Annotated in this window: 25 protein-coding genes and 1 tRNA gene; 20 read left to right on the top strand and 6 right to left on the bottom strand. The window is 72.2% G+C overall.

The features are described from left to right. The first annotated feature begins 2 nt into the window (after nucleotides 1-2). From ASF35_RS14765 to ASF35_RS14735, 7 genes are all read left to right on the top strand, one after another. Nucleotides 3-938 carry a type II secretion system F family protein gene (locus tag ASF35_RS14765; RefSeq protein ID WP_055969042.1) on the top strand — a complete coding sequence of 312 codons (936 nt, stop codon included), beginning with the start codon at nucleotides 3-5 and terminating at the stop codon, nucleotides 936-938. Between the two features lies 1 nt (nucleotide 939). Further along, nucleotides 940-1,818 carry a type II secretion system F family protein gene (locus tag ASF35_RS14760; protein WP_055969040.1) on the top strand — a complete coding sequence of 293 codons (879 nt, stop codon included), beginning with the start codon at nucleotides 940-942 and terminating at the stop codon, nucleotides 1,816-1,818. A 290-nt stretch (nucleotides 1,819-2,108) separates the two neighbouring features. Next, a complete protein-coding gene (locus ASF35_RS14755) occupies nucleotides 2,109-3,323 on the top strand; it encodes an alkane 1-monooxygenase (RefSeq protein WP_055969037.1) in 1,215 nt (404 codons plus the stop codon). Nucleotide 3,324: 1 nt separating this feature from the next. Beyond that, on the top strand, nucleotides 3,325-3,606 hold the full coding sequence (locus tag ASF35_RS18635; RefSeq protein ID WP_082480484.1) for a rubredoxin: 282 nt from the start codon (nucleotides 3,325-3,327) through the stop codon (nucleotides 3,604-3,606). Further along, nucleotides 3,603-3,770, top strand: a complete 168-nt coding sequence (locus ASF35_RS14745; RefSeq protein WP_055969034.1) for a rubredoxin — start codon at nucleotides 3,603-3,605, stop codon at nucleotides 3,768-3,770. The genes ASF35_RS18635 and ASF35_RS14745 overlap by 4 nt, the downstream gene beginning before the upstream one ends. A 4-nt stretch (nucleotides 3,771-3,774) precedes the next feature. After that, the gene (locus ASF35_RS14740; RefSeq protein WP_055969031.1) at nucleotides 3,775-5,031 is read left to right on the top strand and encodes an NAD(P)/FAD-dependent oxidoreductase; all 1,257 of its coding nucleotides are present in this window, start codon (nucleotides 3,775-3,777) and stop codon (nucleotides 5,029-5,031) included. A 50-nt stretch (nucleotides 5,032-5,081) separates the two neighbouring features. Then, nucleotides 5,082-5,684 (top strand): TetR/AcrR family transcriptional regulator, encoded by a 603-nt coding sequence (locus ASF35_RS14735; protein ID WP_235497463.1) that lies wholly within the window; start codon nucleotides 5,082-5,084, stop codon nucleotides 5,682-5,684. Here the strand turns inward: ASF35_RS14735 and ASF35_RS14730 are convergent. Both ASF35_RS14730 and ASF35_RS14725 read right to left on the bottom strand, forming a co-directional pair. Beyond that, nucleotides 5,681-7,210, bottom strand: a complete 1,530-nt coding sequence (locus ASF35_RS14730; RefSeq protein WP_055969025.1) for a dolichyl-phosphate-mannose--protein mannosyltransferase — start codon at nucleotides 7,208-7,210, stop codon at nucleotides 5,681-5,683. The genes ASF35_RS14735 and ASF35_RS14730 overlap by 4 nt on opposite strands. Before the next feature lie 107 nt (nucleotides 7,211-7,317). After that, nucleotides 7,318-8,286 (bottom strand): hypothetical protein, encoded by a 969-nt coding sequence (locus tag ASF35_RS14725; protein ID WP_156368054.1) that lies wholly within the window; start codon nucleotides 8,284-8,286, stop codon nucleotides 7,318-7,320. Between the two features lie 211 nt (nucleotides 8,287-8,497). Between ASF35_RS14725 and rsmI the strand changes: the two genes are divergently transcribed. The 7 genes from rsmI to ASF35_RS14690 all read left to right on the top strand — a co-directional run bounded on the left by rsmI (nucleotide 8,498) and on the right by ASF35_RS14690 (nucleotide 16,833). Then, entirely contained in the window at nucleotides 8,498-9,328 is an 831-nt protein-coding gene (gene rsmI / locus ASF35_RS14720; protein ID WP_055969018.1) for a 16S rRNA (cytidine(1402)-2'-O)-methyltransferase, read from the top strand. A gap of 97 nt (nucleotides 9,329-9,425) precedes the next feature. Continuing rightward, on the top strand, nucleotides 9,426-10,994 hold the full coding sequence (gene metG, locus ASF35_RS14715; protein ID WP_055969015.1) for a methionine--tRNA ligase: 1,569 nt from the start codon (nucleotides 9,426-9,428) through the stop codon (nucleotides 10,992-10,994). Next, the gene (locus tag ASF35_RS14710) at nucleotides 10,991-11,866 is read left to right on the top strand and encodes a TatD family hydrolase (protein WP_055969013.1); all 876 of its coding nucleotides are present in this window, start codon (nucleotides 10,991-10,993) and stop codon (nucleotides 11,864-11,866) included. The genes metG and ASF35_RS14710 overlap by 4 nt, the downstream gene beginning before the upstream one ends. 75 nt (nucleotides 11,867-11,941) lie before the next feature. Next, nucleotides 11,942-13,126, top strand: a complete 1,185-nt coding sequence (locus tag ASF35_RS18470) for a resuscitation-promoting factor (protein WP_055969010.1) — start codon at nucleotides 11,942-11,944, stop codon at nucleotides 13,124-13,126. Between the two features lie 59 nt (nucleotides 13,127-13,185). Further along, nucleotides 13,186-14,001 (top strand): 16S rRNA (adenine(1518)-N(6)/adenine(1519)-N(6))-dimethyltransferase RsmA, encoded by an 816-nt coding sequence (gene rsmA, locus ASF35_RS14700; RefSeq protein ID WP_369797020.1) that lies wholly within the window; start codon nucleotides 13,186-13,188, stop codon nucleotides 13,999-14,001. Nucleotides 14,002-14,062: 61 nt separating this feature from the next. Then, entirely contained in the window at nucleotides 14,063-14,986 is a 924-nt protein-coding gene (locus ASF35_RS14695; protein WP_055969007.1) for a 4-(cytidine 5'-diphospho)-2-C-methyl-D-erythritol kinase, read from the top strand. Next, on the top strand, nucleotides 14,983-16,833 hold the full coding sequence (locus ASF35_RS14690; RefSeq protein ID WP_055969004.1) for an ABC-F family ATP-binding cassette domain-containing protein: 1,851 nt from the start codon (nucleotides 14,983-14,985) through the stop codon (nucleotides 16,831-16,833). The genes ASF35_RS14695 and ASF35_RS14690 overlap by 4 nt, the downstream gene beginning before the upstream one ends. A gap of 58 nt (nucleotides 16,834-16,891) precedes the next feature. On the opposite strand, the gene ASF35_RS14685 is transcribed toward ASF35_RS14690, so the two are convergent. Continuing rightward, nucleotides 16,892-17,386: a MarR family winged helix-turn-helix transcriptional regulator gene (locus ASF35_RS14685; protein WP_055969001.1), complete on the bottom strand. Its 495-nt coding sequence runs from the start codon at nucleotides 17,384-17,386 to the stop codon at nucleotides 16,892-16,894. Between the two features lie 74 nt (nucleotides 17,387-17,460). On the opposite strand from ASF35_RS14685, the gene ASF35_RS14680 reads away from it, so the two are divergent. The 3 genes from ASF35_RS14680 to ASF35_RS14670 all read left to right on the top strand — a co-directional run bounded on the left by ASF35_RS14680 (nucleotide 17,461) and on the right by ASF35_RS14670 (nucleotide 19,696). Continuing rightward, entirely contained in the window at nucleotides 17,461-18,813 is a 1,353-nt protein-coding gene (locus ASF35_RS14680; RefSeq protein ID WP_055968998.1) for an amidase, read from the top strand. After that, a complete protein-coding gene (locus ASF35_RS14675; protein WP_055968995.1) occupies nucleotides 18,813-19,583 on the top strand; it encodes a methyltransferase domain-containing protein in 771 nt (256 codons plus the stop codon). Before ASF35_RS14680 ends, ASF35_RS14675 begins: the two co-directional genes overlap by 1 nt. Nucleotides 19,584-19,617: 34 nt before the next feature. Next, nucleotides 19,618-19,696 (top strand) — tRNA-Gln (locus ASF35_RS14670). A gap of 265 nt (nucleotides 19,697-19,961) precedes the next feature. Here the strand turns inward: ASF35_RS14670 and ASF35_RS14665 are convergent. Together ASF35_RS14665 and ASF35_RS18460 are read right to left on the bottom strand one after the other, a co-directional pair. Further along, on the bottom strand, nucleotides 19,962-21,635 hold the full coding sequence (locus tag ASF35_RS14665; protein ID WP_055968991.1) for a CapA family protein: 1,674 nt from the start codon (nucleotides 21,633-21,635) through the stop codon (nucleotides 19,962-19,964). Between the two features lie 39 nt (nucleotides 21,636-21,674). Next, nucleotides 21,675-21,839, bottom strand: a complete 165-nt coding sequence (locus tag ASF35_RS18460; protein ID WP_235492862.1) for a hypothetical protein — start codon at nucleotides 21,837-21,839, stop codon at nucleotides 21,675-21,677. 79 nt (nucleotides 21,840-21,918) lie between these two features. On the opposite strand from ASF35_RS18460, the gene glmU reads away from it, so the two are divergent. Next, nucleotides 21,919-23,364, top strand: a complete 1,446-nt coding sequence (gene glmU, locus ASF35_RS14660) for a bifunctional UDP-N-acetylglucosamine diphosphorylase/glucosamine-1-phosphate N-acetyltransferase GlmU (RefSeq protein ID WP_255353959.1) — start codon at nucleotides 21,919-21,921, stop codon at nucleotides 23,362-23,364. Nucleotide 23,365: 1 nt separating this feature from the next. Next, nucleotides 23,366-24,331 (top strand): ribose-phosphate diphosphokinase, encoded by a 966-nt coding sequence (locus tag ASF35_RS14655; RefSeq protein WP_082481700.1) that lies wholly within the window; start codon nucleotides 23,366-23,368, stop codon nucleotides 24,329-24,331. A gap of 9 nt (nucleotides 24,332-24,340) precedes the next feature. Here ASF35_RS14655 and ASF35_RS14650 read toward each other — a convergent pair whose 3' ends face one another. Beyond that, nucleotides 24,341-25,726 (bottom strand): collagen binding domain-containing protein, encoded by a 1,386-nt coding sequence (locus ASF35_RS14650; RefSeq protein ID WP_055968988.1) that lies wholly within the window; start codon nucleotides 25,724-25,726, stop codon nucleotides 24,341-24,343. Between the two features lie 130 nt (nucleotides 25,727-25,856). Between ASF35_RS14650 and ASF35_RS14645 the strand changes: the two genes are divergently transcribed. Next, nucleotides 25,857-26,849 carry a glycoside hydrolase family 6 protein gene (locus tag ASF35_RS14645; protein WP_055968985.1) on the top strand — a complete coding sequence of 331 codons (993 nt, stop codon included), beginning with the start codon at nucleotides 25,857-25,859 and terminating at the stop codon, nucleotides 26,847-26,849. Nucleotides 26,850-26,862 lie beyond the last annotated feature (13 nt).

The raw sequence follows: 26,862 nt of genomic DNA, 5'->3' as shown, positions 1-26,862 counted from the left end.
CGATGCTGATCATCGGAGCGGTCCTCGTGCTCGCCGCGGTCTTCTGCGGCTACCTGGCCGTGGTCGGGATGCCGGAGACGCGAGGCACGCGTGGCCGGGTGGCCCAGTACGCCGTGCTCGAGCGCAAGCCGCTGCTCAGGCGGATGAACGACGGTGCCGTCTCGACGGTGGAAGGGGTGCTGAGCCGTCGAGGCTGGCGGCCGTTCACCTCCGACGAGCTCGAGCTGGCCGGCATGAGGTCGTCGGTCGCCGCGCTCGTCGTGCTCGTCCTCGCCCTCGGTGGAGGGACCTTCTTCGGGCTGGTGGCCCTGCAGCAGCCGGTGCTGCTCTCCTTCGTGGCCTCGCTGCTGGTGCCCGTCGTGGCCAAGGTGGTGGTGCGCGCCAAGGTGGGTCGGCGACGCAAGCGGTTCGCCGGACAGCTCGGCTCGCTGCTGCAGATGATGGCGTCCTCGCTGCGGGCCGGCCAGAGCCTGCCCACGGCCATGGACGCGGCGTCGCGCGACGCGGACTCGCCGATGGCCGAGGAGCTGACGCGGGTCGTCAACGAGTACCGCATCGGCCGTGACCTGGTGGACGCGATGGAGCAGGTCGCCGACCGGATGGAGTCCGACGACTTCCGCTGGATCGCCCAGGCCATCGAGGCCCAGCGCGAGACCGGCGGCAACCTGAACGAGATCCTCGACCAGGTGGCCGAGACCATCCGCGAGCGGCACCACATCCGCGAGCAGGTGATGGCGCTGTCGGCCGAGGGCCGGATCTCGGCCTACGTGCTGATGGCCCTGCCCATCGGCATCGGGATCTACTACTCGATGGTCGCGGCCGACCGCATGGGGGTCTTCATCGACTCGGGCATCGGCAAGCTCATCATGCTCGGCTGCGGCGTCATGTACGTGCTGGGTGGCTTCTGGATGCGGTCCATCGTGCGGATCGAGTTCTGACATGGTCCTGCTCGCAGCACTGCTCCTGCTCATGGCCCTCGGGCTGGCCCTCGTCGGCGCCGGCGTGGTGGCCGCGCCCGGAGGCGGAGCCGTCCGCAAGCGGGTCAAGACCATGACCCGCGTCCCCGACAGCGTGGCCGACAGCGGCGTGCAGAAGGTCGACGAGACGCGCGCCGACCTGTGGGAGCGCTTCACGCCGAGCACCCTGCTCAAGCGGCTCGAGCGCAACATGGTGCTGGCCGGCCACCCCGAGGGGTGGACGCGTGAGCGGGTGGTGCTCATGAAGCCCGCCGGCGCGCTCTTCGGGCTGCTCTTCGGGTCGATGCTCCTGAGCCGGTTCGACCACCCGCTGATGCCGCTGGCGGCGGCCGGGTCCGTGGTCCTGTGCTACTTCGTCCCGGACCTGCTCGTGTACAACTACGCGGTCAAGCGCCAGGAGGACATCCAGAAGGCCCTGCCCGACCTGCTCGACCAGATCGTCATCTCGCTCGAGGCCGGCGTCGGCTTCGAGGCGGCGCTGGCCAAGGCCGGCGAGCGCGGCAGTGGTCCGCTCAACGACGAGCTCGTGCGGCTGATGCAGGACATGAGCCTGGGCATGTCGCGCAAGGAGGCCTACCTGTCGCTCGCCGACCGGACGTCGGTCGACGAGCTGCGCGCCTTCTGCAAGGCCGTGGTGCAGGCCGAGGAGTTCGGCGTCTCGATCGCGAGCGTCGTGCGCAGCCAGGCCAAGGAGATGCGGCTGAGCAGGCGCCGTCGGGCGGAGGCCAAGGCGCAGCAGGTCCCGGTCAAGATCCTGATCCCGCTCATGACCTGCATCCTGCCGGTGCTGTTCGCGATCGTGCTGGGCCCGGCCATCGTCTACGCCTACGCCGTCAACTGACCACTCGGACCACAACTGAACACGCCGGCTCCCGCCGGCCCACAAGCTCCCCGGACCGCGGTTTCCCTGTTGCCCCGGTCCGGGGCCTCAGCGGGCCGTCCCCGACTCCCGTCGGGGGCGGCTCGCTCTGATCTCCCCGCTTGTCGTCGGGGCGCGTCCACCGGCGAGATGTGACGCCCACCACTTGACAGGAGCTAAGGGGTTGTCAAGCGGCTTGACAGTTAGTACCTTTCTGTCAAGTGATCCGCGCCGCACCCCGCAGCGTCGCGACCGGCAGCAGGAGGTACATCATGACGATCTCGGCCACCGTCGACGGCCGCACCGTCGAGTGGAACGACAGGAAGCGCCATCTGTGGATCATGGGCGCGATCATCCCGCTCATCCCGCTCACCATGTGGGGCATGTACGCCGCCACCGGGTGGAGCGGCGTGTGGTTCTTCGGACCGTTCTTCGTGTTCGTCCTCATCCCGCTCTTCGACCTGATGGCCGGGCTCGACCCGAACAACCCGCCGGACGAGCTCATCGAGGCGCTGGAGGAGGACCGCTACTACCGCTGGGTCACCTACGCGTTCATCCCGCTCCAGCTCGTCGGCTTCATCTGGGGCGCCTACCTGCTCGGCGGCGGCACGCTGCCCGGCATCCCCGACCCGCTGAGCGTCCTCGAGAGGATCGGGCTGGCCACGGGCCTCGGCATGGTCGCCGGCATCGGGATCAACACCGCCCACGAGCTGGGCCACAAGAAGGAGGAGCACGAGCGCTGGTTCGCCCGCATCGCCCTCGCGCAGACCTTCTACGGCCACTTCTACATCGAGCACAACCGGGGCCACCACGTGCGGGTCGCCACCCCCGAGGACCCCGCCAGCAGCCGGCTGGGCGAGACGGTCTGGGAGTTCATGCCGCGCACCGTCCTGGGCAGCCTGAAGAGCGCCTGGTCGCTGGAGAAGAAGCGCTTCGCCCGGCTCGGCAAGAGCCCGTTCAGCCTGAGGAACGACGTCATCAACGCCTGGGCGTTCAGCGTGGTGCTGTGGGGCGCGCTGACCGTCGCCTTCGGCCCCGAGATCCTGCCCTACCTCGTGCTCCAGGCCATCCTGGGCATCTGGCTGCTCGAGTCGGTCAACTTCCTCGAGCACTACGGTATGAAGCGTCGGAAGCTGGAGTCCGGCCGCTACGAGCGGGTCAACCCGTCGCACAGCTGGAACAGCAACAACATCGGCACCAACGTGCTGCTCTACCACCTGCAGCGGCACAGCGACCACCACGCCAACCCGACGCGTCGCTACCAGGCCCTGCGCGACTTCAAGCAGGCTCCCGTGCTGCCCACCGGGTACGCCGGCATGATCGTCGCGACGTGGATCCCGGCCGTGTGGCGCCGGGTCATGGACGAGCGCGTGCTGTCGCACTACGACGGCGACGTGAACCAGGCGAACCTGCATCCGCGCATGGCGGACCGGTACCGGGCGCGCTACGGTTCCGCGACCGCCACCGATCTCGAGGGAGCCGCCTGACATGGCCCGCTTCATCTGCCCGAACTGCGAGTACGTGTACGACGAGACCGTCGGCGACCCCCGTGAGGGGTGGCCGCCCGGCACGGCGTTCGACGACGTCGACGCCGACTGGACGTGCCCCGACTGCGGCGTGCGCGAGCAGGTCGACTTCGTGCCCGAGGCCGAGTTCACCGGCAACGACCAGGACGGCGACATCATCAGTGCCGAGACGCGGGCCGCACGGGCCCGCGAGCAGGCGGAGCAAGACCGGATGGGACAAGCACAGCGAGGAGCGCAGCAGTGAAGGTGTGGGAGTGCCAGCAGTGCGGATTCATCTACGACGAGGCCCAGGGCTGGGAGGAGGAGGGCTTCCCGCCGGGCACGAAGTGGGAGGACATCCCCGACGACTGGACCTGCCCGGACTGCGGCGCGGCCAAGGCCGACTTCACGATGACGCAGGTCGGCTGAGTCGATGACCGTGACCACGGACCGCTTCGTGATCGTCGGCGCCGGCATCGCGGGCGTCAGCGCGGCCGGCGCAGCGCGCCTGGCCGGCTTCGAGGGCGAGATCGTCCTGATCGGCGACGAGCCGGAGCTGCCCTACCGTCGGCCCCCGGTCTCGAAGGAGGTCGTGCGGGGCGAGAAGGGTGCTGACGACATCCGCATCCGCAAGGCGGAGTGGTACGAGCAGCAGCGCATCGACCTCCGCACGGACCAGGCGGTCGCGTCCGTCTCCGTGGAGGACCACGAGGTCACGCTGGCCTCGGGCGAGGTGATCGGCTACGGGAGCCTCCTGCTCGCCACCGGCGGCTCGGCGCGCACGCTCGACGCCGTCACCACCGAGGCGGGCGCCGCCGGCGTGCGGACGCTGCGGTCCCTCGCCGACGTCGACGGCATCGTCTCCGCCCTCGGGCCCGGCCGGCCCGTCGTGGTCGTCGGTGCCGGGCTGATCGGGTCCGAGATCGCCGCCAGCGCACGGGAGCGAGGTGCGGAGGTGACCCTTCTCGAGGCCGCTGCGTCGCCGCTGCCGCACCTCCTGCCGCCGGCGCTCGGCGACTTCTACGCCGCGCTCCACGCCGAGCAGGGGACCCACCTGCACTGCGGGGTGGAGGTCACCTCCATCGACGCCGGCACCGGGGACGCCGCCGGGCACACCGTCGTGACCGCCGCCGACGGTCGTGCGTGGTCCGCGCCCGTCGTGGTGGTCGCCGTCGGCATGGCGCCGAACAGCCGGCTCGCCGTCGAGGCCGGCATCGAGGTCGAGGGCGGTGCGATCGTCGTCGACGACCACGGCCGCACGAACGCCCCCGACGTGTACGCCGCCGGCGACGTCGCCCTGCTCCCGAGCGGGGTGCTCGGCGGGATGCACCGCGTGGAGCACTGGCAGGGAGCGCAGAACCACGGCGCTGCGGTCGGCAAGGTCGTGGCCGGCCAGGACCTGGCCTTCGACGAGGTCCCGTGGTGCTGGTCCGACCAGTACGGGCACACGCTGCAGGTGACGGGCTGGCCGGCTGCTGGCCACGACGTCGCCCTGCGCGGCTCGCTCGAGGCCCGCGACTTCACCGCGTTCTACCTCGACGGCGGCGTGCTGCGCGGTGCCGTGGCGCTCGGCCGCCCGGCCGACGTGCGGCTCGCGCGCCGGTGGATCGCCGAGGGCGCGCGGCCCGAGCCCGGGCTGCTCGTCGAGTCCGACGATCTCGCGGAGGCACTCACCGAGGTACCGGCGTGACCGTCGCCGCCGACCTTGGCGCAGCGACGTACGGTGCCGTCGTGCCCTCCATGCGCGAACGCCTCCTCGACGCGGCCCAGCAGGTCGTCGAGTCCGAGGGGTGGAGCGCGATCACGATGTCGCGGATCGCCCGGCTGGCCGGGGTGAGTCGTCAGACCGTGCACAACGAGCTCGGCACCAAGCACGCCCTGGCGCAGGCGCTGGCGCTGCGTGAGCTCGACCGCTTCCTCGCCGTCGTGCGCGACCGCCTGCGGGAGGCCGACGACATCGTGTCCGGCGTCCGGGCGGCCTGCCGGGGCGCCCTCGAGCTCGGGGAGCGCAGCGTCCTCGTCCGCACGATCGTCACGTCGGTCCCCTCGGAGCAGGACGGCGACCTGCTGGCGATCCTCACCACCGAGTCCGGCGAGATCGTGGAGGCGGCGTCGGCCGTGGTCAAGGCCGAGCTGGTCGACCAGTTCTCGCCGCTGCCGTTCGCCGACGCCGAGCTCGACGTGGCCGTCGAGGTGGTGGTGCGGCTCGTGCTCTCGTCGATCACGCGACCGTCGAAGCCGGCCCGCGAGGCGGCCGACGAGGTGGCCTGGATGCTGGGTCTGGCCATCGCCGGGCGCGAGGCGTCGGGCTCCGCGGTGGCTGCTCCTGGCTCCGGGGCCTAGATCCAGCGGCTGAACCACATCCGGCGGTACCAGGCGTCGTAGGAGATCAGCGCGTCGGTCCAGATCGGCTGGAAGAACCAGAAGAGGGCCACGGTGGCCACCACGAGCAGGCCCACCACCAGCCCCACGGCGTAGCGCTGACGCGCCGTGGCGGCCGCTCGCCGCGCCTCGTCGACCAGCAGGCAGACGGCGACGATCATGAACGGGAGCACGACCACGGCGTAGAAGCTGAAGATCGGTCGGTCGGTGCTGAGGAACCAGGGCAGCCATCCTGCGGCGACGCCGACCACCGGCACCGCCCAGCGACCGTCGCGGGTCCGGAACCACGCGACGACCGAGGCGATCACCGCGAGGGACCCGGTCCACCACACGGCGGGGTTCCCGAGGGCGGTCACCACGCGCATGCACGACGAGTCGGCCGGAGCGCCGCAGGTGGCGGCGGGCAGGTCGTTCTGCGCGTCGAAGGCCACCGGCCGCTCGAGAACGAGCCAACCGAGCGGGTTCGAGGCGTAGGGGTGCGTCTTGCCCGCGAGGTAGTCGCCGGTGTGGAAGTCGAACAGCATCACGTGGAAGTGCCAGAGCGACCGGAAGGCGTCGGTGACCGCACCGAGCGCGCCGGGGGTGGGCGATGCGACGTAGGTGCCCCACGACGGATCGCCCAGGCCGTAGCGCTCGGCGTACAGCTCGTGGTGCAGCAGGAACCCGGTCCACGACACGAGGTAGACCACGAGGGTCACGCCGACGATCGTCACGAAGGCCGGCAGCCCGGTGACCAGGGTCGTGCGGATCCAGCCGAAGCGTGGTCCCGACGACCCGGTCTCACGTGCGTGGCTGCGTCGGGCCAGCACCTCCCACACCACGACGACGAGGCCGAACGCGGCGAGTGCGTAGAGACCGCTCCACTTCGTGGCCGTCGCCATGCCGAAGCACAGTCCGGCGGCGAGCTGCCAGGGTCGCCAGGGCCGGTGGCGGTCGAGCCGTGCGCGGACGGCGTCGCGGTCGGCGACGAGGCAGGCCACGGCGGCGACCACCCAGAAGGCGAGGAACACGTCGAGCAGGGCGGTGCGCGACATCACGAGGTGCATGCCGTCGAGGCACAGGAGCAGCCCGGCCAGGCAGCCCACCCACGTCGACCCGGTGAGCCGGCGCACGAGCCGGGCCAGCACCAGGACGGTGAGGGCACCGACGACGGCGGCCGAGACGCGCCACCCGAAGGAGTCCATGCCGAACAGCTGCTCACCGAGCGCGATGAGCCACTTCCCACCGTCGGGATGGGCGATGTAGGCGGGTTGGCCGGTCATCAGGTCCGCGAGGTCGCCCGCCACGATCTTGTCGTTGGCGTCCTCGACGAAGTCCTGCACGTAGCCGTGCTGCAGCAGCGAGTACGCGTCCTTGGCGTAGTAGGTCTCGTCGAAGACCAGCAGGTTGGGCCGTCCGAGGTGCCACAGCCGCAGCACCAGCGCGAGCACCGCCACGGACAGCGGGCCCACCCACCCCACGACGCGCTCCCGCTCCCACCCTCGCACCCGCCCATCCTGCCAGCCCCCACGAGCGGTGACTTCTCCACCGAATGGCGTGTTCGGATGGCGAGCGGTGAGAATTCCACCGTCTCAGCGCTGACACGGTGGAATCCTCACCGCTCGGCGGGCTCGATGCCGTCGAAACCCTTCAGGCGGACCAGTGGCTCGGCGGTCAGTGCCTCCCACAGGTCGCCGAACACGGGCGGGGGACCCTCGTAGCCGGCCCGCACCATCGCGCGGTGGACCTCGAGAACGGTGGTCCGCGGCTGGGTCAGCATCCTCGTCGTCACCTGCACGTAGTGCCAGGAACCGTCGCGCAGGCCGCCGTAGCGGTGGATGTCTCGCTGGAACTGCTGCGTGCTCAGGGCGTGCTGCCGACCTTCGAACTCGACGACCAGCCGGATCGACCGGTAGACCAGGTCGCCGCGGGCGAGGAATCGACCGCAGCGGTCGTGGACGTCGGCGTTCACCTCGGGGACGGGCAGCCCGGCAGCGACCAGGAGGCACCGCAGGTGGCTCTCCGGGAGACTCGCTGCTCGTCCGTCGACCATCGGCAGCCACTCCTCGACGCGACCGCTCGCGGCGCGCCAGTGCTGGTCTCGCAGGAGCTCACGGAGCAGGTCGAGCCGCAGGTGACCCCGATGGAGGAGCCAGTCGGCCACCTGGACGATCTCCAGCGGGGTGAGCTCGGCCGCGGCCATCAGGAAGGCGCCCTCGACGTCGACCGATCCCTCCCGGTGGGGTGGCATGCGGGAGGTGCGGTGGACGAAGATCCGCTGGTACCGGAGGTGGTGGTCGCGGGCCAGCGTGAAGCGGAGTGGCACGAGGTCGTCGAACTCCAGTCCGAGCGGCACCAGCCGGGTCAGGTGGCTGAGACAGGCGTCGTCGGGAAGAGCCAGACGAGCCGCAGCGATGAGAGCGGTGGCGTCGAGGACCGTGTCGCGGTGCCGGTAGACCCGCGGGAACTCCTCGACGAAGCGCCTGTGCTCGAGCATGCGAGCGGTGACGCCGACGGCCATGGCTTCGTCGCGGTGGAAAGCACGTCCGACGAGGGTGTCCGGAAGGGGGATGGGGCGGCGCATTCCTCCATCCGACTCGGCTGGAGGGCAGGAGGCGAGGGGTCCCGGCGAGCCTGTGGAGAACGTCAGTCGTCGTCCTCGTTGCCCCTGTGGACACGCTCGAGCGGTGCGGATTCCACCGTCTCAGCGCTGAGACGGTGGAATCCGCACCCGCCGCGGCAGGCATGCCCCATTCGGTGGAGAAGTCACCGCTCGGGGGTGGGAGGATAGGGGGATGCTGATCCTCGCGGCGACTCCCATCGGGCGGGCGGACGACGCGTCGCCGAGGCTCGTCGCTGCGCTCGGGTCGGCCGACGTCGTGGCGGCGGAGGACACCCGACGTCTGCGCAGGCTCGCGGCCGACCTCGGTGCGACGGTCGGTGGGCGGATCGTCTCCTACTTCGAGGGCAACGAGCGCGAGCGCACCCCCGAGCTGGTGGAGCACCTCCAGGACGGGCTCGACGTGCTGCTCGTGACCGACGCCGGCATGCCGAGCGTCTCCGACCCGGGGTACCGACTGGTGGTCGCGGCGCTCGAGGCCGACGTCGACGTGCACGCCATCCCCGGCCCCTCGGCGGTGCTCACGGCCCTCGCGGTCAGCGGGCTGCCGGTCGACCGGTTCTGCTTCGAGGGGTTCCCACCGCGCAAGGCCGGCGAGCGCGACCGTGCCTTCGCCGCACTCTCCACCGAGCCCCGCACCATGGTGTTCTTCGAGTCGCCGCACCGCACCCGTGCCACGCTCGCCGCCCTGGCCTCGGCCCTCGGCGACGACCGTCCCGCCGCCGTGTGCCGCGAGCTGACCAAGACCTACGAGGAGGTCGCGCGCGGCACGCTCGCCGAGCTGGTGGCCTGGGTCGACGAGCAGGAGCACGGCGTCCGCGGCGAGGTCACGCTCGTGGTGGCCGGCCACGTGGCCGTCGCCGCCGACCTCGACGACGACGCCCTCCGGTCCCTGGTCGCCGCCGCCGAGTCCACCGGGCTCAGCCGCAAGGACGCCGTCGCCCAGGTGGTCGCCGACACCGGCGTGCGCAAGCGCGTGGTCTACGACGCCGCCCACGCACGCTGACAAGCGGCCGACCGGCCCAGCCACGACCGACGCCCCACGACCCCCGCCTGCTCGACGCAGCGCCGGACGTCCGGGCCGCGGTCACTAGGATCGTGGCGTGTCCTACTACGTCACCACGCCGATCTACTACGTCAACGACGCGCCGCACATCGGCCACGGCTACACGACGGTCATCGGCGACATCCTCACCCGCTGGCACCGGCAGCGTGGCGAGGACGTCTGGTACCTGACGGGCACCGACGAGCACGGCCTCAAGGTGCTCCGCAAGGCCGAGCAGAACGGCGTCACGCCGCAGGAGTGGACCGACCGGCTGGTCGAGACGGAGTGGAAGCCGCTGCTCGAGACGCTCGACATCGCCAACGACGACTTCATCCGCACCAGCGAGGCGCGCCACGAGGCGGGGTCGCAGGCGTTTTGGCAGGACCTCTACGACCGCGGCGAGGTCTACAAGGGCGAGTTCACCGGCTGGTACTCCGTGGGGTCGGAGGAGTTCGTGGCCGAGGACGACGTCGCCGACGGCGAGGGCGACGACGAGGGCCACAAGGTCTCCGCGCTCGACGGCTCCCGGGTGGAGCACATGACCGAGGAGAACTACTTCTTCCCGCTCAGCAAGTACGCCGACCGCCTGCTCGAGCTCTACGAGAGCAACCCCGACTTCATCCAGCCCGAGTCGGCGCGCAACGAGGTCGTCTCGTTCGTGCGCCGCGGGCTCAAGGACCTCTCCATCAGCCGGTCCACGTTCGACTGGGGCATCAAGGTCCCGTGGGACCACTCGCACGTCATGTACGTGTGGATCGAGGCGCTCCTCAACTACGTGACGGCGGCGGGCTACGGCGTCGACGACGAGCGCTTCGGCGAGCTCTGGCCGGCCGACGTGCACCTCGTCGGCAAGGACATCGCCCGGTTCCACGCCGTCATCTGGCCGGCCATGCTCATGGCCGCAGGCCGCCCGGTGCCGCACCGCGTGTTCGCCCACGGCTGGCTGCTGGTCGGCGGGCAGAAGATGAGCAAGAGCAAGGCCAACGGCATCCGTCCCGACGAGCTGGTCGACGTGTTCGGGTCCGACGCCTACCGCTACTACTTCGCGCGGGCGCTCACGTTCGGCGCCGACGGCTCGATCTCCTGGGAGGACATGCGGGCCCGGTACCACGCCGAGCTGGCCAACGGCTTCGGCAACCTGGCCTCGCGGGTGGCCGCCATGATCGGCAAGTACTTCGACGGCGCGCTGCCCGCCGCCGGCCCGCACGGCCCGGCCGAGGACGCCCTCGTCGCGCTGGTCGAGGAGTCCGTGCTCGAGGCCGACCGCGCGATCGACCGGATCGCCCCGCAGGACGCCCTCGCCCAGGTGTGGCGGATCGTCGAGGCGCTCAACGGCTACCTCACCGATCAGGCGCCGTGGCAGGTGGCCAAGGACGAGTCGCAGAAGAAGCGGCTCGCGACCATCCTGGTCACCGCGGCCGAGGGCCTGCGCGTGCTGGCCGTGCTGCTCAACCCCGTCATGCCGAAGGCGTCGGCGTCGCTGTGGGAGTCCCTGGGCGCCGAGCCGGCGCTGGGGGCGCTGGCCGACCAGCGCATCTCCGCGGCGGCGGCCTGGGGCCGGCTGCCCGAGGGCTCGGTGATCACGAAGGTCCCGAGCCTGTTCCCACGCATCGAGGACGCCGAGTGACCGACGCGGGCTCGGCCCGCTGGCCCTGGCCGGACGCACCGGAGCCGCTGCCGTCGCCGGTGGTCGACAACCACTGCCACCTCGACCACCGGATCAAGGGTGGCCTCGTCATCGACGTCGACGACGCTCTCGACCGTGCTGCCGCGGTCAACGTGAACCGCATCGTGCAGGTCGGCTGCGACCTCGAGGGGTCCCGGTGGGCGGTCGAGACGGCCCGGGCCCACCCGGCCGTCGTCGCCGCCGTGGCCCTGCACCCCAACGAGGCGCCACTGCTCGACGCCGACGGCACGCTCGACGCGGCCCTGGCCGAGATCGACGCGCTCGCGCAGGACCCGCAGGTGCGGGCGGTGGGGGAGACCGGGCTCGACTACTTCCGCACCGGGCCCGACGGTCGCGACGCGCAGCACCGCTCGTTCCGTGCGCACGTGGCCATGGCGAAGCGCCACGACCGCACGCTCGTCATCCACGACCGCGACGCCCACGACGACGTGCTCGCGCTCCTGGACGACGAGGGCGTGCCCGAGCGCACGGTCATGCACTGCTTCTCCGGTGACGCCGACGTCGCCCGTCGGTGCCTCGACCGTGGCGCGTACCTGTCGTTCTCCGGCACGGTCACGTTCAAGAACGCCGAGCCCCTGCGCGAGGCGCTCGCGATCACGCCGACGGATCGGATCCTCGTCGAGACCGATGCGCCGTTCCTCACACCGATGCCGCACCGCGGGCGCCCGAACGCCTCGTTCCTCGTCCCGTTGACGGTGCGTTTCATGGCTGAGTTCCTGGGCCGATCCGTCGACGACCTCTGCCGGGCCATCGACGAGAACACCGACCGCGCGTTCGGAGGATCCTGGCAGCAGCACGGCTCCGCTGTTTGACGGCACGGGCCTCCTGTCGCAGGGTGGTGAGGCTGCCCATCTCCAGCCGTCCCTGTCCCCGACCAGAGGAAAGCAGTGCGTCACCCCTTCTCGAAGTCCCCCCAGACCCCCCAGACCGGCTCCTCGGCCACCCCCGCGGCGACGCCCTCCCGCAGTCGCCACCGCCAGACGAAGAAGCGTGTCGTCATCGCGCTCAACCTGGCCGTGCTGCTCGTCATCGGCGCCGGTGTCGCCGCCTACGGCACGCTCGGCAAGACCGTCACGCTCGACGTCGACGGCCGCAAGGACACCGTCCGCACGTTCGGCGCCTCCGTCGGGTCGCTGCTGAAGAGCCAGGACGTCCGGACCACCGACGCCGCGGTCAACGCCGAGCCGACCGCCTCGGTCTCCGACGGCGACACGATCAAGGTCCGCTACGCCAAGGACGTCGTGCTGGCCGTCGACGGCACGGTGAAGCGCGAGACCGTGCACGCCGCCACCGTCGGCGACGTCCTCGACGAGCTCGACGTGGACCCCGCCCCGGGAGCCGACGTCAGCGCCGACCGCGACACCCGGCTCGACGACACGGGCTCGCAGGTCGTCGTGTCCAACCCCAAGAAGCTCACGGTCTCCGTGGACGGTGACGACCGCTCGGTCACCAGCGCAGCCCCGACGGCCGAGGGCGTGCTCGAGGAGGCCGGCGTGCGGCTCGACCAGAACGACGAGGTCACGGCCGGCGACGCGATCGGTCGCGCCGCCCTGGTGAAGCCGGGCGACGACGTCGAGGTCGTGCGCATCGAGATGGTCGACACCACCGAGAAGCTCGAGCGCGACCTGAAGGTCGAGTACCGCGACGACGACTCCCTCGAGAAGGGCACCGAGAAGGTCCTGGAGGAGGGGAGCCCCAGCGAGGTCCAGCAGCAGGTGCTGCTCACGAAGGCCGACGGCAAGGTCCGCCACCGCCTGGTGCTCACCTCGAGGACGCTCGAGAAGGGCGCGCCGCGCGTCGTGGCGCGTGGCACCGCCGAGGCCCCGTCCGTCGAGGACGGCAGCGTGTGGGACCGCATCGCGAAGTGCGAGTCCGGCGGCAACTGGAGCATCAACACCGGCAACGGCTACTACGGCGGTCTGCAGTTCTCGGCGGCCACCTGGCGCAGCGTCGGCGGGCCCGGCCTGCCGCACGAGCACAGCCGCGAGGTGCAGATCAAGTACGCCAAGATCCTGCAGCAGCGGTCCGGCTGGGGCCAGTGGTCCTGCGCCGCGAAGGTCGGTGTCGGCTGAGCGGCCCGGCGCTCCCGCCGTCGTCGTCGCGCCCGCCCTCGTTGCTGGGCGCGACCGAGGTGCGTCGGATCGCTGACGCGATCGGCCTGCGCCCCACGAAGCAACGTGGCCAGAACTTCGTGGTCGACGCCAACACCGTCCGGCGCATCGTCCGCACCTCCGGGGTCGGTCCCGACGACGTCGTCGTCGAGGTCGGCCCCGGACTGGGTTCGTTGACGCTCGAGCTGCTGGGCGTGGCCAGCCAGGTGGTGGCCGTCGAGATCGACCCGGTCCTCGCAGGACGACTGCCGATCACCGTGGCCGAGCACGCGCCCGACCACGCCGACCGGCTCCACCTCGTGCAGGCCGACGCCATGCGCGTGGAGGAGCTGCCGGGCCCGGCGCCAACGGCGCTCGTGGCCAACCTGCCGTACAACGTGTCGGTGCCGGTGCTGCTGCACCTGCTCGAGCGCTTCGACTCGATCGAGTCCGTGCTGGTGATGGTGCAGGCGGAGGTGGCGCACCGACTCGCCGCCGGCCCCGGGTCCCGCACGTACGGGGTGCCGAGCGTCAAGGCGTCCTGGTACTGCGACGTCGCCCTGGCCGGCACCATCGGGCGCCAGGTGTTCTGGCCCGTCCCGAACGTCGACTCGGCCCTCGTGTCCCTGCGTCGCAGGCCCACGCCCGGCGACGAGACCCTCCGCCGCGCGACCTTCCGGGTCGTCGACGCCGCGTTCGCCCAGCGCCGCAAGACGCTCCGCGCGGCCCTCTCGGGACTGGTCGGCTCGGGCGCGGCGGCGGAGGAGGCGCTGCGGGCCGCAGGCGTCGACCCGCAGGCACGCGGGGAGCAGCTCGACGTCGCCGACTTCGCCCGCATCGCGACGGTCCTCGGCTGAGCCCTCGACCGGTGGGCCCGTTGCCACGGCGCCGCGCTCGGCCCGTCTGTAGGTTGGGGCGGTGACTTCCGTCAGCGTGCGCGTGCCCGCCAAGATCAACCTGTGTCTCGGCGTCGGGCCCGTGCGCGAGGACGGCTTCCACCCGCTCGCGACGGTGTACCAGGCCGTCGACCTGCACGACGAGCTGCGCGCCACCGTGGTCGACTCCGACGAGATCACCGTGACCACGACGGTCGACGTCGAGGAGGCCGAGGCCGAGGCCGCGCTGGTGCCCGAGGGATGGGACAACATCGCGGTCCGTGCGGCTGCCGCGCTGCGTGAGCACGCCGGCATCGAGGCCGGCATCGACCTGGCCATCCGCAAGGTCATCCCGGTGGCCGGCGGCATGGCGGGCGGCTCGGCCGACGCGGCGGCGGCGCTGGTGGCCTGCAACGACGCGTGGGGGCTGGGCTACTCCCGGCACGACCTCGAGCCGGTGGCCGCGTCGCTCGGCAGCGACGTCCCGTTCCTGCTGCACGGTGGCAACGCGATCGGCGGTGGCCGCGGCGAGACGGTCAGCCCCGTCCTCGCCCGCGGGTCGTACCACTGGGTCTTCGCCGTGGCGGCCGAAGGCCTGTCGACGGCGGCCGTCTACGCCGAGTTCGACCGGCTCAACGAGGGACGCGACGTGCCGGAGCCCGAGGTGCCCGACGCCCTCCTCGCCGCGCTCCGCTCAGGCGATGCCCAGGCGCTCGGTGCGGCCCTGTCCAACGACCTGACCGAGGCATCGCTGTCGCTGCGGCCGGAGCTCGCGGCCACGCTCGACGTCGGGCGCCAGGCCGAGGCTCTCGGGGCGATCATCTCCGGGTCCGGCCCCACCTGCCTGTTCCTCGCCTCCGACGAGCAGCACAGCCTCGACATCGCGATCGCCCTCGCCGGTGCCGGTGGCTGCGCCGACGTCGTGCAGTCCACCGGCCCGGTCCCGGGCGTCCGCTTCATCGGATGAGCGGCAACACTCGCGGCGGGGGCACCACCCGCCCCCTCATCGGTGGTGAGGGCTTGCAGCTCTCGTTCCCGACCAAGGACGTGCTCGACGACGTCACCCTGGGCCTGGCCGAGGGCCAGCGCGTGGGCGTCGTCGGCCGCAACGGCGACGGCAAGTCCACCCTCATGCGGGTCCTCGCGCGACGGCTCGAGCCCGACGAGGGACGCATCACCTGGCGCCGCGACCTGCAGGTCGGCTTCGTGGACCAGGCCGACGTGCTCGACCCCGCCGTGGTCGTGTCCGACGCGGTGGTGGGCGACACGGCCGAGCACGAGTGGGCCGGCGACGCGAAGGTGCGCGACGTCGTGAACGGTCTGCTGTCCGACGTCCCGTGGGACGCGCGGGTGGGGGACCTGAGCGGTGGTCAGCGTCGACGGGTCTCGCTCGCGGCGGTGCTGGTGGGCGACCACGACGTCCTGTTCCTCGACGAGCCCACCAACCACCTCGACGTGGAGGGCGTCACCTGGCTCGCGGCGCACCTCAACGCCCGCTTCGCCTCGGGGCAGGGGGCGTTCGTGGTGGTCACCCACGACCGGTGGTTCCTCGACGAGGTGTGCACCGACACGTGGGAGGTGCACGACGCGGTCGTCGAGCCGTTCGAGGGCGGCTACGCCGCGTACGTGCTGCAACGGGTCGAGCGCGACCGGCAGGCCGCGGCCTCGGAGTCGCGTCGCCAGAACCTGCTGCGCAAGGAGCTGGCGTGGCTGAGGCGCGGCGCGCCCGCGCGGACGTCGAAGCCGAAGTTCCGCATCGACGCGGCCAACGAGCTGATCGAGCGCGAGCCGCCGGTGCGCGACGAGGTGGCGCTCAAGCGCGTGGCCACCGCGCGTCTGGGCAAGGACGTCGTCGACCTGCTCGACGTGTCCGTGGCCTACGGCAGCCACGAGGTCCTGCAGCGGGTCGAGTGGCGGATCGCCCCCGGTGAGCGGGTGGGCATCCTGGGTGCGAACGGCGCCGGCAAGAGCACCCTGCTCGGCCTGGTCGCCGGGACGGTGCAGCCCTCGAGCGGCCACGTCAAGCGGGGCAAGACCGTGCAGGTGGCCACGCTGTCGCAGTCGCTGGCCGAGCTGGACGAGATCGCCGACGACCGGGTCCGCGACGTCGTGGCCGGGCGCCGCGCCAGCTACCAGGCCGAGGGCGCCGAGATCACGCCGTCGCAGATGCTGGAGCGGCTCGGCTTCTCCAGCGTCCAGCTGTCGAACCGGGTCAAGGACCTCTCCGGTGGCCAGCGGCGACGGCTCCAGCTGCTGCTGGTGCTGCTCGACGAGCCCAACGTGCTGATCCTCGACGAGCCGACGAACGACATGGACACCGACATGCTGGCCGCGATCGAGGACCTCCTCGACACGTGGCCCGGGACCCTGCTCGTGGTCAGCCACGACCGCTACCTCCTGGAGCGGGTCACGGACCACCAGTACGCCGTGCTCGACGGCCGCCTGCGTCACCTGCCGGGCGGGGTCGACGAGTACCTGCGGCTGCGCCGGCGGGAGGCGGCCGAGGCGTCCGGCGGTCCCGACGCCGTCGCCACGGCCACGGCCGGCGGGACCCCGGGCGGCGTCGCCTCGTCCACGACCGGATCCGGACCGAGCCGTTCGGCGGGATCGGCGCAGGACCGTCAGGACCGCAAGGAGGTCGCCCGGCTGGAGCGCCAGATCGAGCGGCTCACCGCGCGCGAGGCCGACCTGGAGCGTCAGATGGTGGAGGCCGCGGCCGAGCCCGACCGGCTGCTCGCCCTGTCGAGCGAGCACGCCGAGGTGGTGGCCGACCGCGACCGGCTCGAGGAGCGGTGGCTCGAGCTCGCGGACTGACGGACCGCGACCTGCGGCCCTCGGCCCTGTGAGAGCGGCGTCGCCCGGGCGGGGACGCTCAGACGTGGCGGGCGAGCGTGCGCAGGGACGCAGCGAGCGCCTCGGCGTCGCGGGGCGGGAGGCTCGAGAGCAGGGACCGCTCCTGCTCCAGCAGCTCGTCGAGCGCGGCGTCGACGGCGCTGCGTCCGGCGGCCGTGAGCGTCACCTGGACGCCTCGGCGGTCGGCCGGGTCCGCCTCGCGCGAGACGAGTCCCCGCTCGGTGAGCCGATCGACGCGGTTGGTCATCGTCCCGCTGGTCACGAGGGTCTCGGTGACCAGGCGCCCCGGGGAGAGCTGGTACGGCGGGCCGGAGCGGCGGAGTGCCGAGAGCACGTCGAACTCCCACGGCTCGAGCGAGTGGGCCGCGAAGGCGGCGCGGCGGGCGCGGTCCAGGTGGCGCGCGAGGCGAGTCACCCGGCTCAGCACCTGCATGGGCGTGGTGTCGAGGTCGGGACGTTCGCGCTGCCAGGCCGCGACGATGTCGTCGACCTCGTCACGCTCCTCGACACCCATGCCGCCATCCTACTGCGTCAAGAATCTTGATGTCGAGATTGTTCTGGCCGCGGACTACCTCTACCGTTTCGACCATGGACGTCGTCGACCTGGTGGGCAAGGGCCCGGCCACCCTCGTGCCGCTGCTGCGTGAGGGGTCGGTCTCCTCGCGGGAGCTGACCATCGCCACCCTCGACGCGATCGAGCGGGAGGACGCCCGGGTGAACGCCGTGGTCGAGCTGCTCGCCGACGAGGCGTTCGACGCCTCGACCGAGGCCGACGCCCGCATCGCGCGGGGGGAGCGCGGGCCGCTGCTCGGCGTCCCGGTGGCGATCAAGAACGACCTCGACCTGGCTGGACGGGTCACGGCCCTCGGCAGTCGAGCGGTGTCGCGGGTGGCGGCCCAGGACGGCGACCTCGTGCAGGCCCTGCTGGCGGCCGGGGCGGTGCCGGTGGCCACCACCACGCTCCCCGAGCTGGCGATCTACGGCTTCACCGAGTCCGCAGCGCGCGGCATCACCCGCAACCCGCACCACCTCGACCGCTCCAGCGGCGGCTCGTCGGGCGGGTCGGCAGCGCTGGTCGCGTCCGGGGCAATCGGCGTGGCCACGGCGTCGGACGGCGCCGGCTCGATCCGGATCCCGGCAGCCAGCTGCGGGCTCGTGGGCTTCAAGACCACGCACGGCTACCTGCCGGGGGCCGGTGGCTGGCACGGCCTGTCCACCCAGGGATGCGTCACGCCGACGGTGCGCGACACGGCGGTCTACCTCGACGCCGTGGGCCTCGGCGGTGCCGGTGCACTGGCGCACGCCGCGTCCACGACACCGCGCTCCCTGCGCATCGGGGTGAGCACCAGCACCGCGGCGGCCACCCGGGCCGAGCCCCTGCACCGCGACGTGAAGGCGGCCCTCGACCACGTCGCCGGCCTGCTGAGCGACGCGGGGCACGAGGTGGTCCAGGTCAAGGTGCCGTACGGCCTCGACGCCAAGGCGCTGACCGTCCGCTACCTCGCCGGGATCGCCGACGCCGCACGTGGTGTCGACGACCCGACCCTGCTGGAGCCGCGCACGCAGCAGATCGCTCGTCTCGGCCGAGCGTTCGGTCCCTCGTCGGTGGCCTGGGCGCAGCGCGCCGGCCTGCGGTTCGGGGCGACGGTCCACGACCGGCTCGGCGTCGACCTGCTGCTCACCCCCGTGATGAGCGGCCCGGCGCTGCCGGTGGGCCGCTTCGCCGGCAAGGGTGGCCTGCGCACCGTGCTCGGCATGAACGCCTTCTACCCCTACACCGCCCAGTGGAACCATGCGGGCGTGCCGGCCGTGTCGCTGCCCGTGGGGCGATCACGCAAGAAGGACCTGCCGCTCGCGGTGCAGCTGGTGGCCCGTCGCGACCAGGACCCGCTGCTGATGTCGGTGGCCTCGCAGGTCGAGTCGCTGCTGAGGGCCGAGTGATGCGCTGGGACCCGACGCAGTACCTGCGCTTCGCCGACGACCGCGGGCGCCCGTTCGTCGACCTCGTCGCCCGGGTCCGGGGCGACGCCGCGACGGTGGTCGACCTCGGCTGCGGCGCCGGCAACCTCACGTCGGTGCTGCGTGGCCGGTGGCCGGACGCGCAGGTGCTGGGCGTCGACGCGTCGCCGGAGATGATCGAGCGGGCGAAGGCGGCCGACGACGACCCCGGCGCGCGGTACGAGCTGGCCGACGTCGAGACGTGGGCGCCCGCCGAGCCGGTCGACGTCATCACCTCGAACGCGATGTTCCAGTGGGTGCCCGAGCAGGAGGCGGTGCTGAGGCGACTGGCCGACGCCGTGCTCCCGGGCGGCTCCATCGCGGTGCAGGTGCCCAACAACGCCGACGCCCCGAGCCACTCGCTCATGCGCGAGGTCGCCGACCGGCCTCGGTACGCCGACCACACGCGGGGCGTGCTGGGGGTCCGTGGAACCGCGCCCGAGGTCTACCTCGAGCTCTTCGCCGGCCTCGGCTGGGACTGCGACGCGTGGGAGACCACCTACCTGCACGTCCTCCCGGGCGAGGACCCGGTGTTCGAGTGGGTGAAGGGCACGGGCGCCCGCCCGGTGCTCGCGGCGCTGCCGGACGGGCTCCGCGAGGAGTTCGTCGAGGAGTACAAGGCCGAGCTGCGCACCGCCTACCCGCGTCGCCCCTTCGGCACGGTTCTGCCGTTCCGGCGCACGTTCGCCGTCGCCACCCGCCCGCTCGGGTAGCCTGGTCCCGCCGTCGCGGCCCACGCCGCGACGTTCCCCGGTTGGTCTGCCGGCAGGGCCCGCCTGACTTTGAATCAGGACAAGCGACGCAGGTTCGACTCCTGCCCGGGGAGCGCCGGCCGCTCGGGCGCGGTCCCACCGGCCAACGATCCTTGCGCCTGGGGGGCTCGACGTGACCATGGTCCCCTCGGGTCCAGGCGCGTAGTGTCGAGAGCAGGTCGGCACGCGCCGACGGGTGACCCCGGCCAGGTGTGGGAATCTCGGAAGCCGCGGAGTGGATCGTGGGACCTGCGGTCCTGCACGTGAGGTGACTCGTGTGGGGCCGCAGTCTTGGGGCCCGGTCGCGCGACGTGCCACGTTCGTCCGCCCCTCGTCCCGTCAGGGTGCTGCGTAGTGCTGGTAGTCCGGCTCCGGGAAGTCGGCGCCCCGCTCCCAGCCGATCCCCGTGAACGCCCGGTCGACGACGTCGCCGTCGACGATGACGCCGGGCGCTGCCTCGGTCCCGGGGGAGCGGTCGACGCCGACGAACGCCTGGGCGGCGGGCGGTCGTGCGGTCCCGTCGACCACGTAGGGGTTCTGCACCGGGTTGATGTCGACCGCGCGCCCGTAGGCGTGGGCCGACCACGTGTCGGTGCCCGCGACCGTGCGGCAGTTGTAGCCCGAGCTGTTGTTGGCGGCCATCGACCGGTCGTCGTCACCGTCGAACTCGTCGATGATGCGCATCGACTGCAGCGGGAACCGCTCGCGGTAGAGGGTGCCGAAGACCCGAACGACGTCGGCGGCGACGTCGGCGTGCACCACGATCTCGCCCTGGTGCGCCAGGCCGTCGAACCCGACGTACGGGAGCGTGACCAGCCGCAGGTCCGTGAGCGGCACCGGGCAGGTGTCGGGATCGTGGCTGGTCATCCGCTGCCGGGTGGCCGCGTCGATCCCGTCCACGGAGGCCTCGAAGGCCGGCAGGTCGGGCGGCGTCGGTGCTCCCGCCTCGCCGGGTGGTGCAGTGAGCCCGGTGGTGTCCCGCAGGGCGCGCCACGACATCACCGCGGCGTCGGCGGCCTGGCCGGACAAGGGGGTCGGTCCGCCGCCCTCGGGCGGGATCAGGCCGGGGAGCCACTGGTCGTCGGTGACCTGGCCGTCGGTCAGCGTGACCTGCAGGACGCCGGACTCGGCCGTGTCGCCGTGGTACCAGTGGAAGTTCCCGAGCCCGTAGGCAACGTAGGTCGAGTCGAGCGTGCCCGCTCCCATGGGGATGTGCGTGTGGGCGCCCACGACCACGTCGGCACCGGCGTCGGCGAGCGCTTCGGCCAGCTCCTGCTGCGCCGCGGTCGGCTCGGCGAGGCCCTCGGCGCCCCAGTGCAGATAGACCACCACCACGTCGTCGCGCTCGACGGAGGTGCGGACGGAGGAGAGGAGGCGCGTGGTACCGGCGCCCCTGGCGGTCGCGAGTCCGGGCCCGCTGCCCGGCTCCGCCGTCCAGACGGCCGCCTCGCTCTCCAGCGGGGAGGCGTCGGCGGCGTGGACGGCCACCGACGTCCCGCGGATGGTCCGGCGGTGGGGCGCGTAGGCGGCCTCGTCGTCGAGACCGATCCCCACCACCGCGACGGGGCCGTCCTCGGCCGCCGCCACGCTGTCGCGCACTCCGCGCACGCCGTAGTCGGCGCCGTGGTTGTTGGCCATGGACGCCACGTCGACGCCCGAGCGCTCGAGGACGTCGAGCGCCGATGCCGGTGCCCGGAACCAGTAGCGCGCCTCGGCTGACTCGAGCTCCTTGGCGGCCGGCTCGCCCCGGGTGGTGAGCGCCGTCTCGAGGTTGACGACCGCGAGGTCGGCCGCGGCGAGCAGCTGCGACATCTCGCCGAGCGTCGCGTCGCCGTCACCCGGCACGTCCGAGAGGTCGCCCTCGAAGTGGACGTCGCCGGCGAAGGCGAGCGTGATGGCGCGCGACGGGTCCTCGACCTCGGTGTCGAAGGACCAGGCGTGGACCGAGCATCCTCCGAGCAGCGCGACGACGCCCGCGAGCACGGGTCCCGTCCGCCGGCGGCGCTGGTCCATGCGTCGATGCTCCGTGACCGTGCCAAGCAGGCCGGTCCGTCAGTCCTCGTCGAGCGTGCCGACGGGGTCGAAGGTGAAGGAGCCGAGGTGGCGCTGCACCCCGCGGAAGGTCTCGGCGACCTCCGGGTCCTGCAGGGCCTTCTCGAGCGAACGGAGGGCGTCCTGCGTCCGGGCGTCGGTGGTCTCCTCGACGGGATCGGTCATCCCTCATGGTCTCCCGGACCGACGCGGTCCGCAGACCGAGTCGAGCGATCGGGTCCGGACGCTCCGTACACTGGCGGGCGTGCCTGACTCCACCACGCCGACCGTGACCGCGATCGTCCTCGCCGCCGGCGCCGGGACGCGCATGAGGTCCCGCTCGGCCAAGGTGCTGCACCCCCTGGGCGGGCGCAGCATGGTCGCCCACGCGCTCACGGCGGTCCGCGAGGTCGGCGCCTCGCAGGTCGTCGCGGTCGTGGGCCACGACCGTGAGCAGGTCTCCGCCGCCGTCACCGAGCTGGACGCCGGCGTCGTGCAGGCCGTGCAGGAGCAGCAGAACGGCACGGGGCACGCCGTCCGCGTCGCGCTCGACGCCCTCGACGAGGTCCCCGAGGGGACCGTGCTCATCACCTACGGCGACGTCCCCCTCCTCACGGCCCAGACGCTGTCGGAGCTGCTGCTCGACCACACCCACGCGGGTCGCGCCGTCACGATCCTCACTGCCGAGCTGGACGACCCCAGCGGCTACGGCCGCATCCTGCGCGACGAGCAGGGCGCCGTGGTCGCGATCCGCGAGCACAAGGACGCGACGGACGACGAGCGGGCCGTGCGCGAGGTCAACAGCGGCATCCTCGCCGTCGAGGCCGCCTTCCTGGACCACGCCACGCGCAAGCTCGACACCGACAACGCGCAGGGCGAGCTGTACCTCACCGACATCGTCGGCACGGCCGTGCGCGAGGGCCGCCCGGTCGGGGCCCACGTCCTCGAGGACGTGTGGCAGACGGAGGGCGTCAACGACCGGGCCCAGCTGGCCCGCCTCGGCAAGGAGCTCAACCGGCGCACGACCGACCACTGGATGCGCCAGGGTGTCACGATCGTCGACCCCGACACCACGTGGATCGACTCCGACGTCAGCCTCGGCACCGACGTCACGCTGCTGCCCGGCACCCAGCTGCTCGGCGCGACGACCATCGGCGACGGTGCCACGGTCGGGCCCGACACCACGCTGCGCAACGTCGAGGTCGGCGACGACGCCACCGTCGTGCGCACCCACGGCTCCGACGCGGTCGTCGGAGCCGGCGCGAGCGTGGGCCCGTTCGCGTACCTGCGTCCCGGTGCGGTGCTGGGCGACCACGGCAAGATCGGCACCTTCGTGGAGGTCAAGAACTCGACCCTCGGCGAGGGCGCCAAGGTGCCTCACCTCAGCTACGTCGGCGACGCCGACGTCGGCGAGGGGACCAACATCGGTGCCGGCACGATCGTCGCCAACTACGACGGGGTGAACAAGCACCGCACGGTGGTGGGCAAGCACGCCCGCACCGGTTCGGACAACGTGTTCGTCGCCCCCGTGACGATCGGCGACGGCGCCTTCACCGGCGCCGGGACGATCGTGCGGGAGGACGTCCCGTCGGGGGCGCTTGCGGTGAGTGCTGGGACACAGAGGACCATGGACGGGTGGGTGCAGCGCAAGCGGCCGGGCACCCCGTCCGCTGCTGCTGCCGCCGCCGCCGAGGAGCCCGCTGGTGAGTGACCTGCTCAAGAAGACGCCGACGAAGAAGATCATGCTCTTCTCGGGCCGGGCGCACCCCGTGCTCGCCGAGGAGGTCGCGAACCTGCTCGAGGTCCCGCTCGTGCCGACCACGGCGTACGACTTCGCGAACGGTGAGATCTACGTCCGCTTCGACGAGTCGGTCCGCGGCAGCGACGCGTTCGTGATCCAGAGCCACGCGGCCCCGATCAACGAGGCGATCATGGAGCAGCTCATCATGATCGACGCGCTGAAGCGGGCCTCCGCGAAGCGCATCACCGTGATCCTGCCGTTCTACGGCTACGCCCGTCAGGACAAGAAGCACCTCGGCCGCGAGCCGATCTCGGCCCGTCTCATGGCGGACCTGTTCACGGCCGCCGGCGCCGACCGTCTCATGACGGTCGACCTGCACACGGCGCAGATCCAGGGCTACTTCGACGGTCCCGTCGACCACCTGCTGGCCATGCCGATCCTCACGCGCTACGTGAAGAAGAAGTACGGCAAGCAGCCGCTCGCGGTCGTCTCGCCCGACGCCGGTCGCATCAAGGTCGCCGAGTCGTGGGCCAACGCCCTGGGCGGCGCCCCGCTCGCGTTCATCCACAAGACCCGCGACCCGCGCAAGCCGAACGAGTCGAAGGCCAACCGCGTCGTCGGCGAGGTCGAGGGACGGTGCTGCATCCTGGTCGACGACCTCATCGACACCGGCGGCACGATCGTGCAGGCCGCCGAGGCGCTGAAGGCCGACGGCGCCGCCGACGTGGTCATCGCGGCCACGCACCCGGTGTTCTCCGGTCCGGCGGTCGACCGGCTCAAGAACTCGGTGGCCACCGAGGTGGTCGTCACCAACACGCTGCCGCTGAACGACGACCAGCGCTTCGACAAGCTGACCGTGCTGTCGATCGCCCCGCTGCTGGCCCAGGCCACCGCCGCCGTCTTCGAGGACGGCTCGGTCACCAGCCTGTTCAGCTGAGCCGTCGGGTCAGCTGACGCCCGCTGCGGCGGTCGCCGTCGGGGTCGCGCTCGGGGTCGGGGTGGCCGTCGGCGTCGCGCTGGGAGTGGACGTCGCGCTCGGTGTGGGCGTGGGCGTGGCGGACGGCCACGGGAACGCGGGCGAGCGCACCAGCATGAAGGGCTGACCGTCCTCGACCGCGAGCACCTGGCGGCACGTGCTGTCGGGCAGCAGGGGCTGGTTGGCCGCGACCGCCATGCCCTGCCGGGCACTCAGCCCGTTGAGCCGCACCGGCTGCCACTTCTTGTCGACCTCGTCCTCGATCACGATGCTGACGTCGCACGTGGCGGTGGGGAGGGTGCCGCCGACCGTGAACGCGCCGGTCGCGTCGGTCTCGACCTTGCCGTGCTGCACTCCGTTGCCGTCGTAGGCCGAGACCTTCACGCCCTTCGCGGGCATGCCGGTCCTCGCGTCGAGGACACGTCCGCTGAGGCTGCCACCCTTCTGGCCGAGCTTGACCGACGTGTTCAGGGTGCGTCCTGACCTCACCGATCCCGACAGGTTCACGGTGCGGCCGAGGTACCCGTCGGTCCCGGGCACCTGGACGCGGTAGGACCCCGGGTGGAGGCCCTGGACGCTGAACCGGCCCTGGGTGACCTTGACGACCCAGAACTGGCCGGTCGTGCGGTGGACGAGGGTCACCCACGGGCTCGTGGAGATCAAGGTGTTGTCGCCGCGGTAGACGCGACCGACCATCGAGCCGGCCCGGCTCCTGAGCGCGATGTCGACCGACCGGACGACACCGAGGTTGGCTGCGCCCGCAGCGCGTGCCGGCCCGGTCCAGCGCTTGGCGCGGTCGAAGGTGAAGAGGGAGAAGCGCGCGTTCGGCAGGCCGCCGATGGCGTACTGGCCGCGGCTGTTGGCCTTCACCTCGTAGGTGCGGCCGTTGGACCCGGCGGGCACGTTCTCGACCGCGAGGACCCGGGCTCCACCTGCCACCTTCCCGCCGGCGCGGACGGTACCGGTGAAGGCCCCGCCGCGGCGCAGCGTCACGTCGCGCTGCGTCCCCTCGCCGGCCTCGACCGAGACACGGACGTCGACGTCCACGTGCGCCTTCACGTCGTAGCGCGGCCTGGTGTCGGTGAACTGCAGGATGTAGTCGCCGGCGGGCAGGTCGAGGGAGTACGCGGTCCCCTTGGTGCGGACCTCGCGGAGGTAGCCCCACCCGGAGGTGAACACGCGCACCTTGATGCCGGACAGGTAGCGGGTGCTCTTGCCGACGCGCTCCTTGATGTCGCCTGCGACCCATCCGGTCGGCTCGGCGGCGGCCACGGGCGACACGAGCCCCAGCAGCAGGCCGGCGACCGCCAGGACGATGGCGGCGCGCGCGCCACGACGACGTGCGTCGGTGTTCATGACTCCCTCTCCGGTGGCGCGTCCCAGCGCCTGTCTCCCGTCCGGGAGTCTAGGTCCGGGAACGTCGGATCGACCCCGGCCTTGCACGATCTGAAGGTAATCTTGAGCGAAGCCTGAGGGAGGAGCGCGAGTGCAGAGCCGGCGTACGCGACGCCTGGAGATCGTCGGTACGGCCGTCGCCGCCGTCGTCGCCCTCGTCGTCGCCCTGAACCTGGTGGGCGTGCCCGTCCGGCCTCCCTTCTGGCCGGGTGGGGCCCAGGGGTCGAACCCGTTCGACGCGGCCGCCGTGCACGTCGACCCGCAGTCGCAGGCGGCGCGCGCCGCTGCCTCCGCCGCCGGGGACGACGCCAGGATCCTGGGCCGGCTCGCTGCCACCCCCACCGCTGTCTGGCTGACCCCCGAGGCGACGCCGACCGACGTGGTCGAGGAGCACGTGCGGCGCATCGCCGTGCAGGCGCGCGACGAGGACTCGGTCGCGCTCTTCGTCCTCTACGGCATCGCCGACCGTGACTGCAGCGGCCAGGAGTCGGCCGGTGGTCTCCCACCCGACCAGTACCGCGACTGGGTGCAGGCGGCGGCCGACGGCGCCGACGGCATCGGGACCTCCGCCGTGGTGGTCGAGCCGGACGCGCTGGCCGACGCGGGGGAGTGCGCGGACCCCGACGAACGGATCGCGCTGCTCGAGGACGCCGTCACCCGCTTCGTCGACGCGGACGTCACGACCTACCTCGACGCCGGCCACTCGGGGTGGGTCGCACCGGAGGAGATGGCCGGTCGTCTCCAGCAGGCCGGGGTGGAGGACGCCCGCGGCTTCTCCACGAACGTCTCGTTCTACGCCGACGACGCCACGGAACGCGCGTACGCCGACGCGGTGGCCGACGCCCTCGGTGGTGGGCACTACGTGATCGACACCGGGCGCAACGGGAACGGGTCCGACGGACAGTGGTGCAACCCTCCGGGCCGGGCCCTCGGCCGCGCGCCCTCGGTCGGCGACGGGCGCCTGGACGCCCATCTCTGGATCAAGCCGCCGGGTGAGAGCGACGGCTCCTGCGGAGGTGGTCCGGCGGCCGGCGCGTGGTGGACCGAGCGGGCCCTCGAGCTCGCTCGCGCTGCTGGCTGGTGATCGTGACCCGCAG

The sequence above is a fragment of the Aeromicrobium sp. Leaf291 genome (genome assembly GCF_001423365.1).
GTDB lineage: Bacteria > Actinomycetota > Actinomycetes > Propionibacteriales > Nocardioidaceae > Aeromicrobium.
The sequence above is the reverse complement of the archived record's forward strand: the minus strand, read 5'-3'. Positions and strand labels throughout refer to the sequence as shown.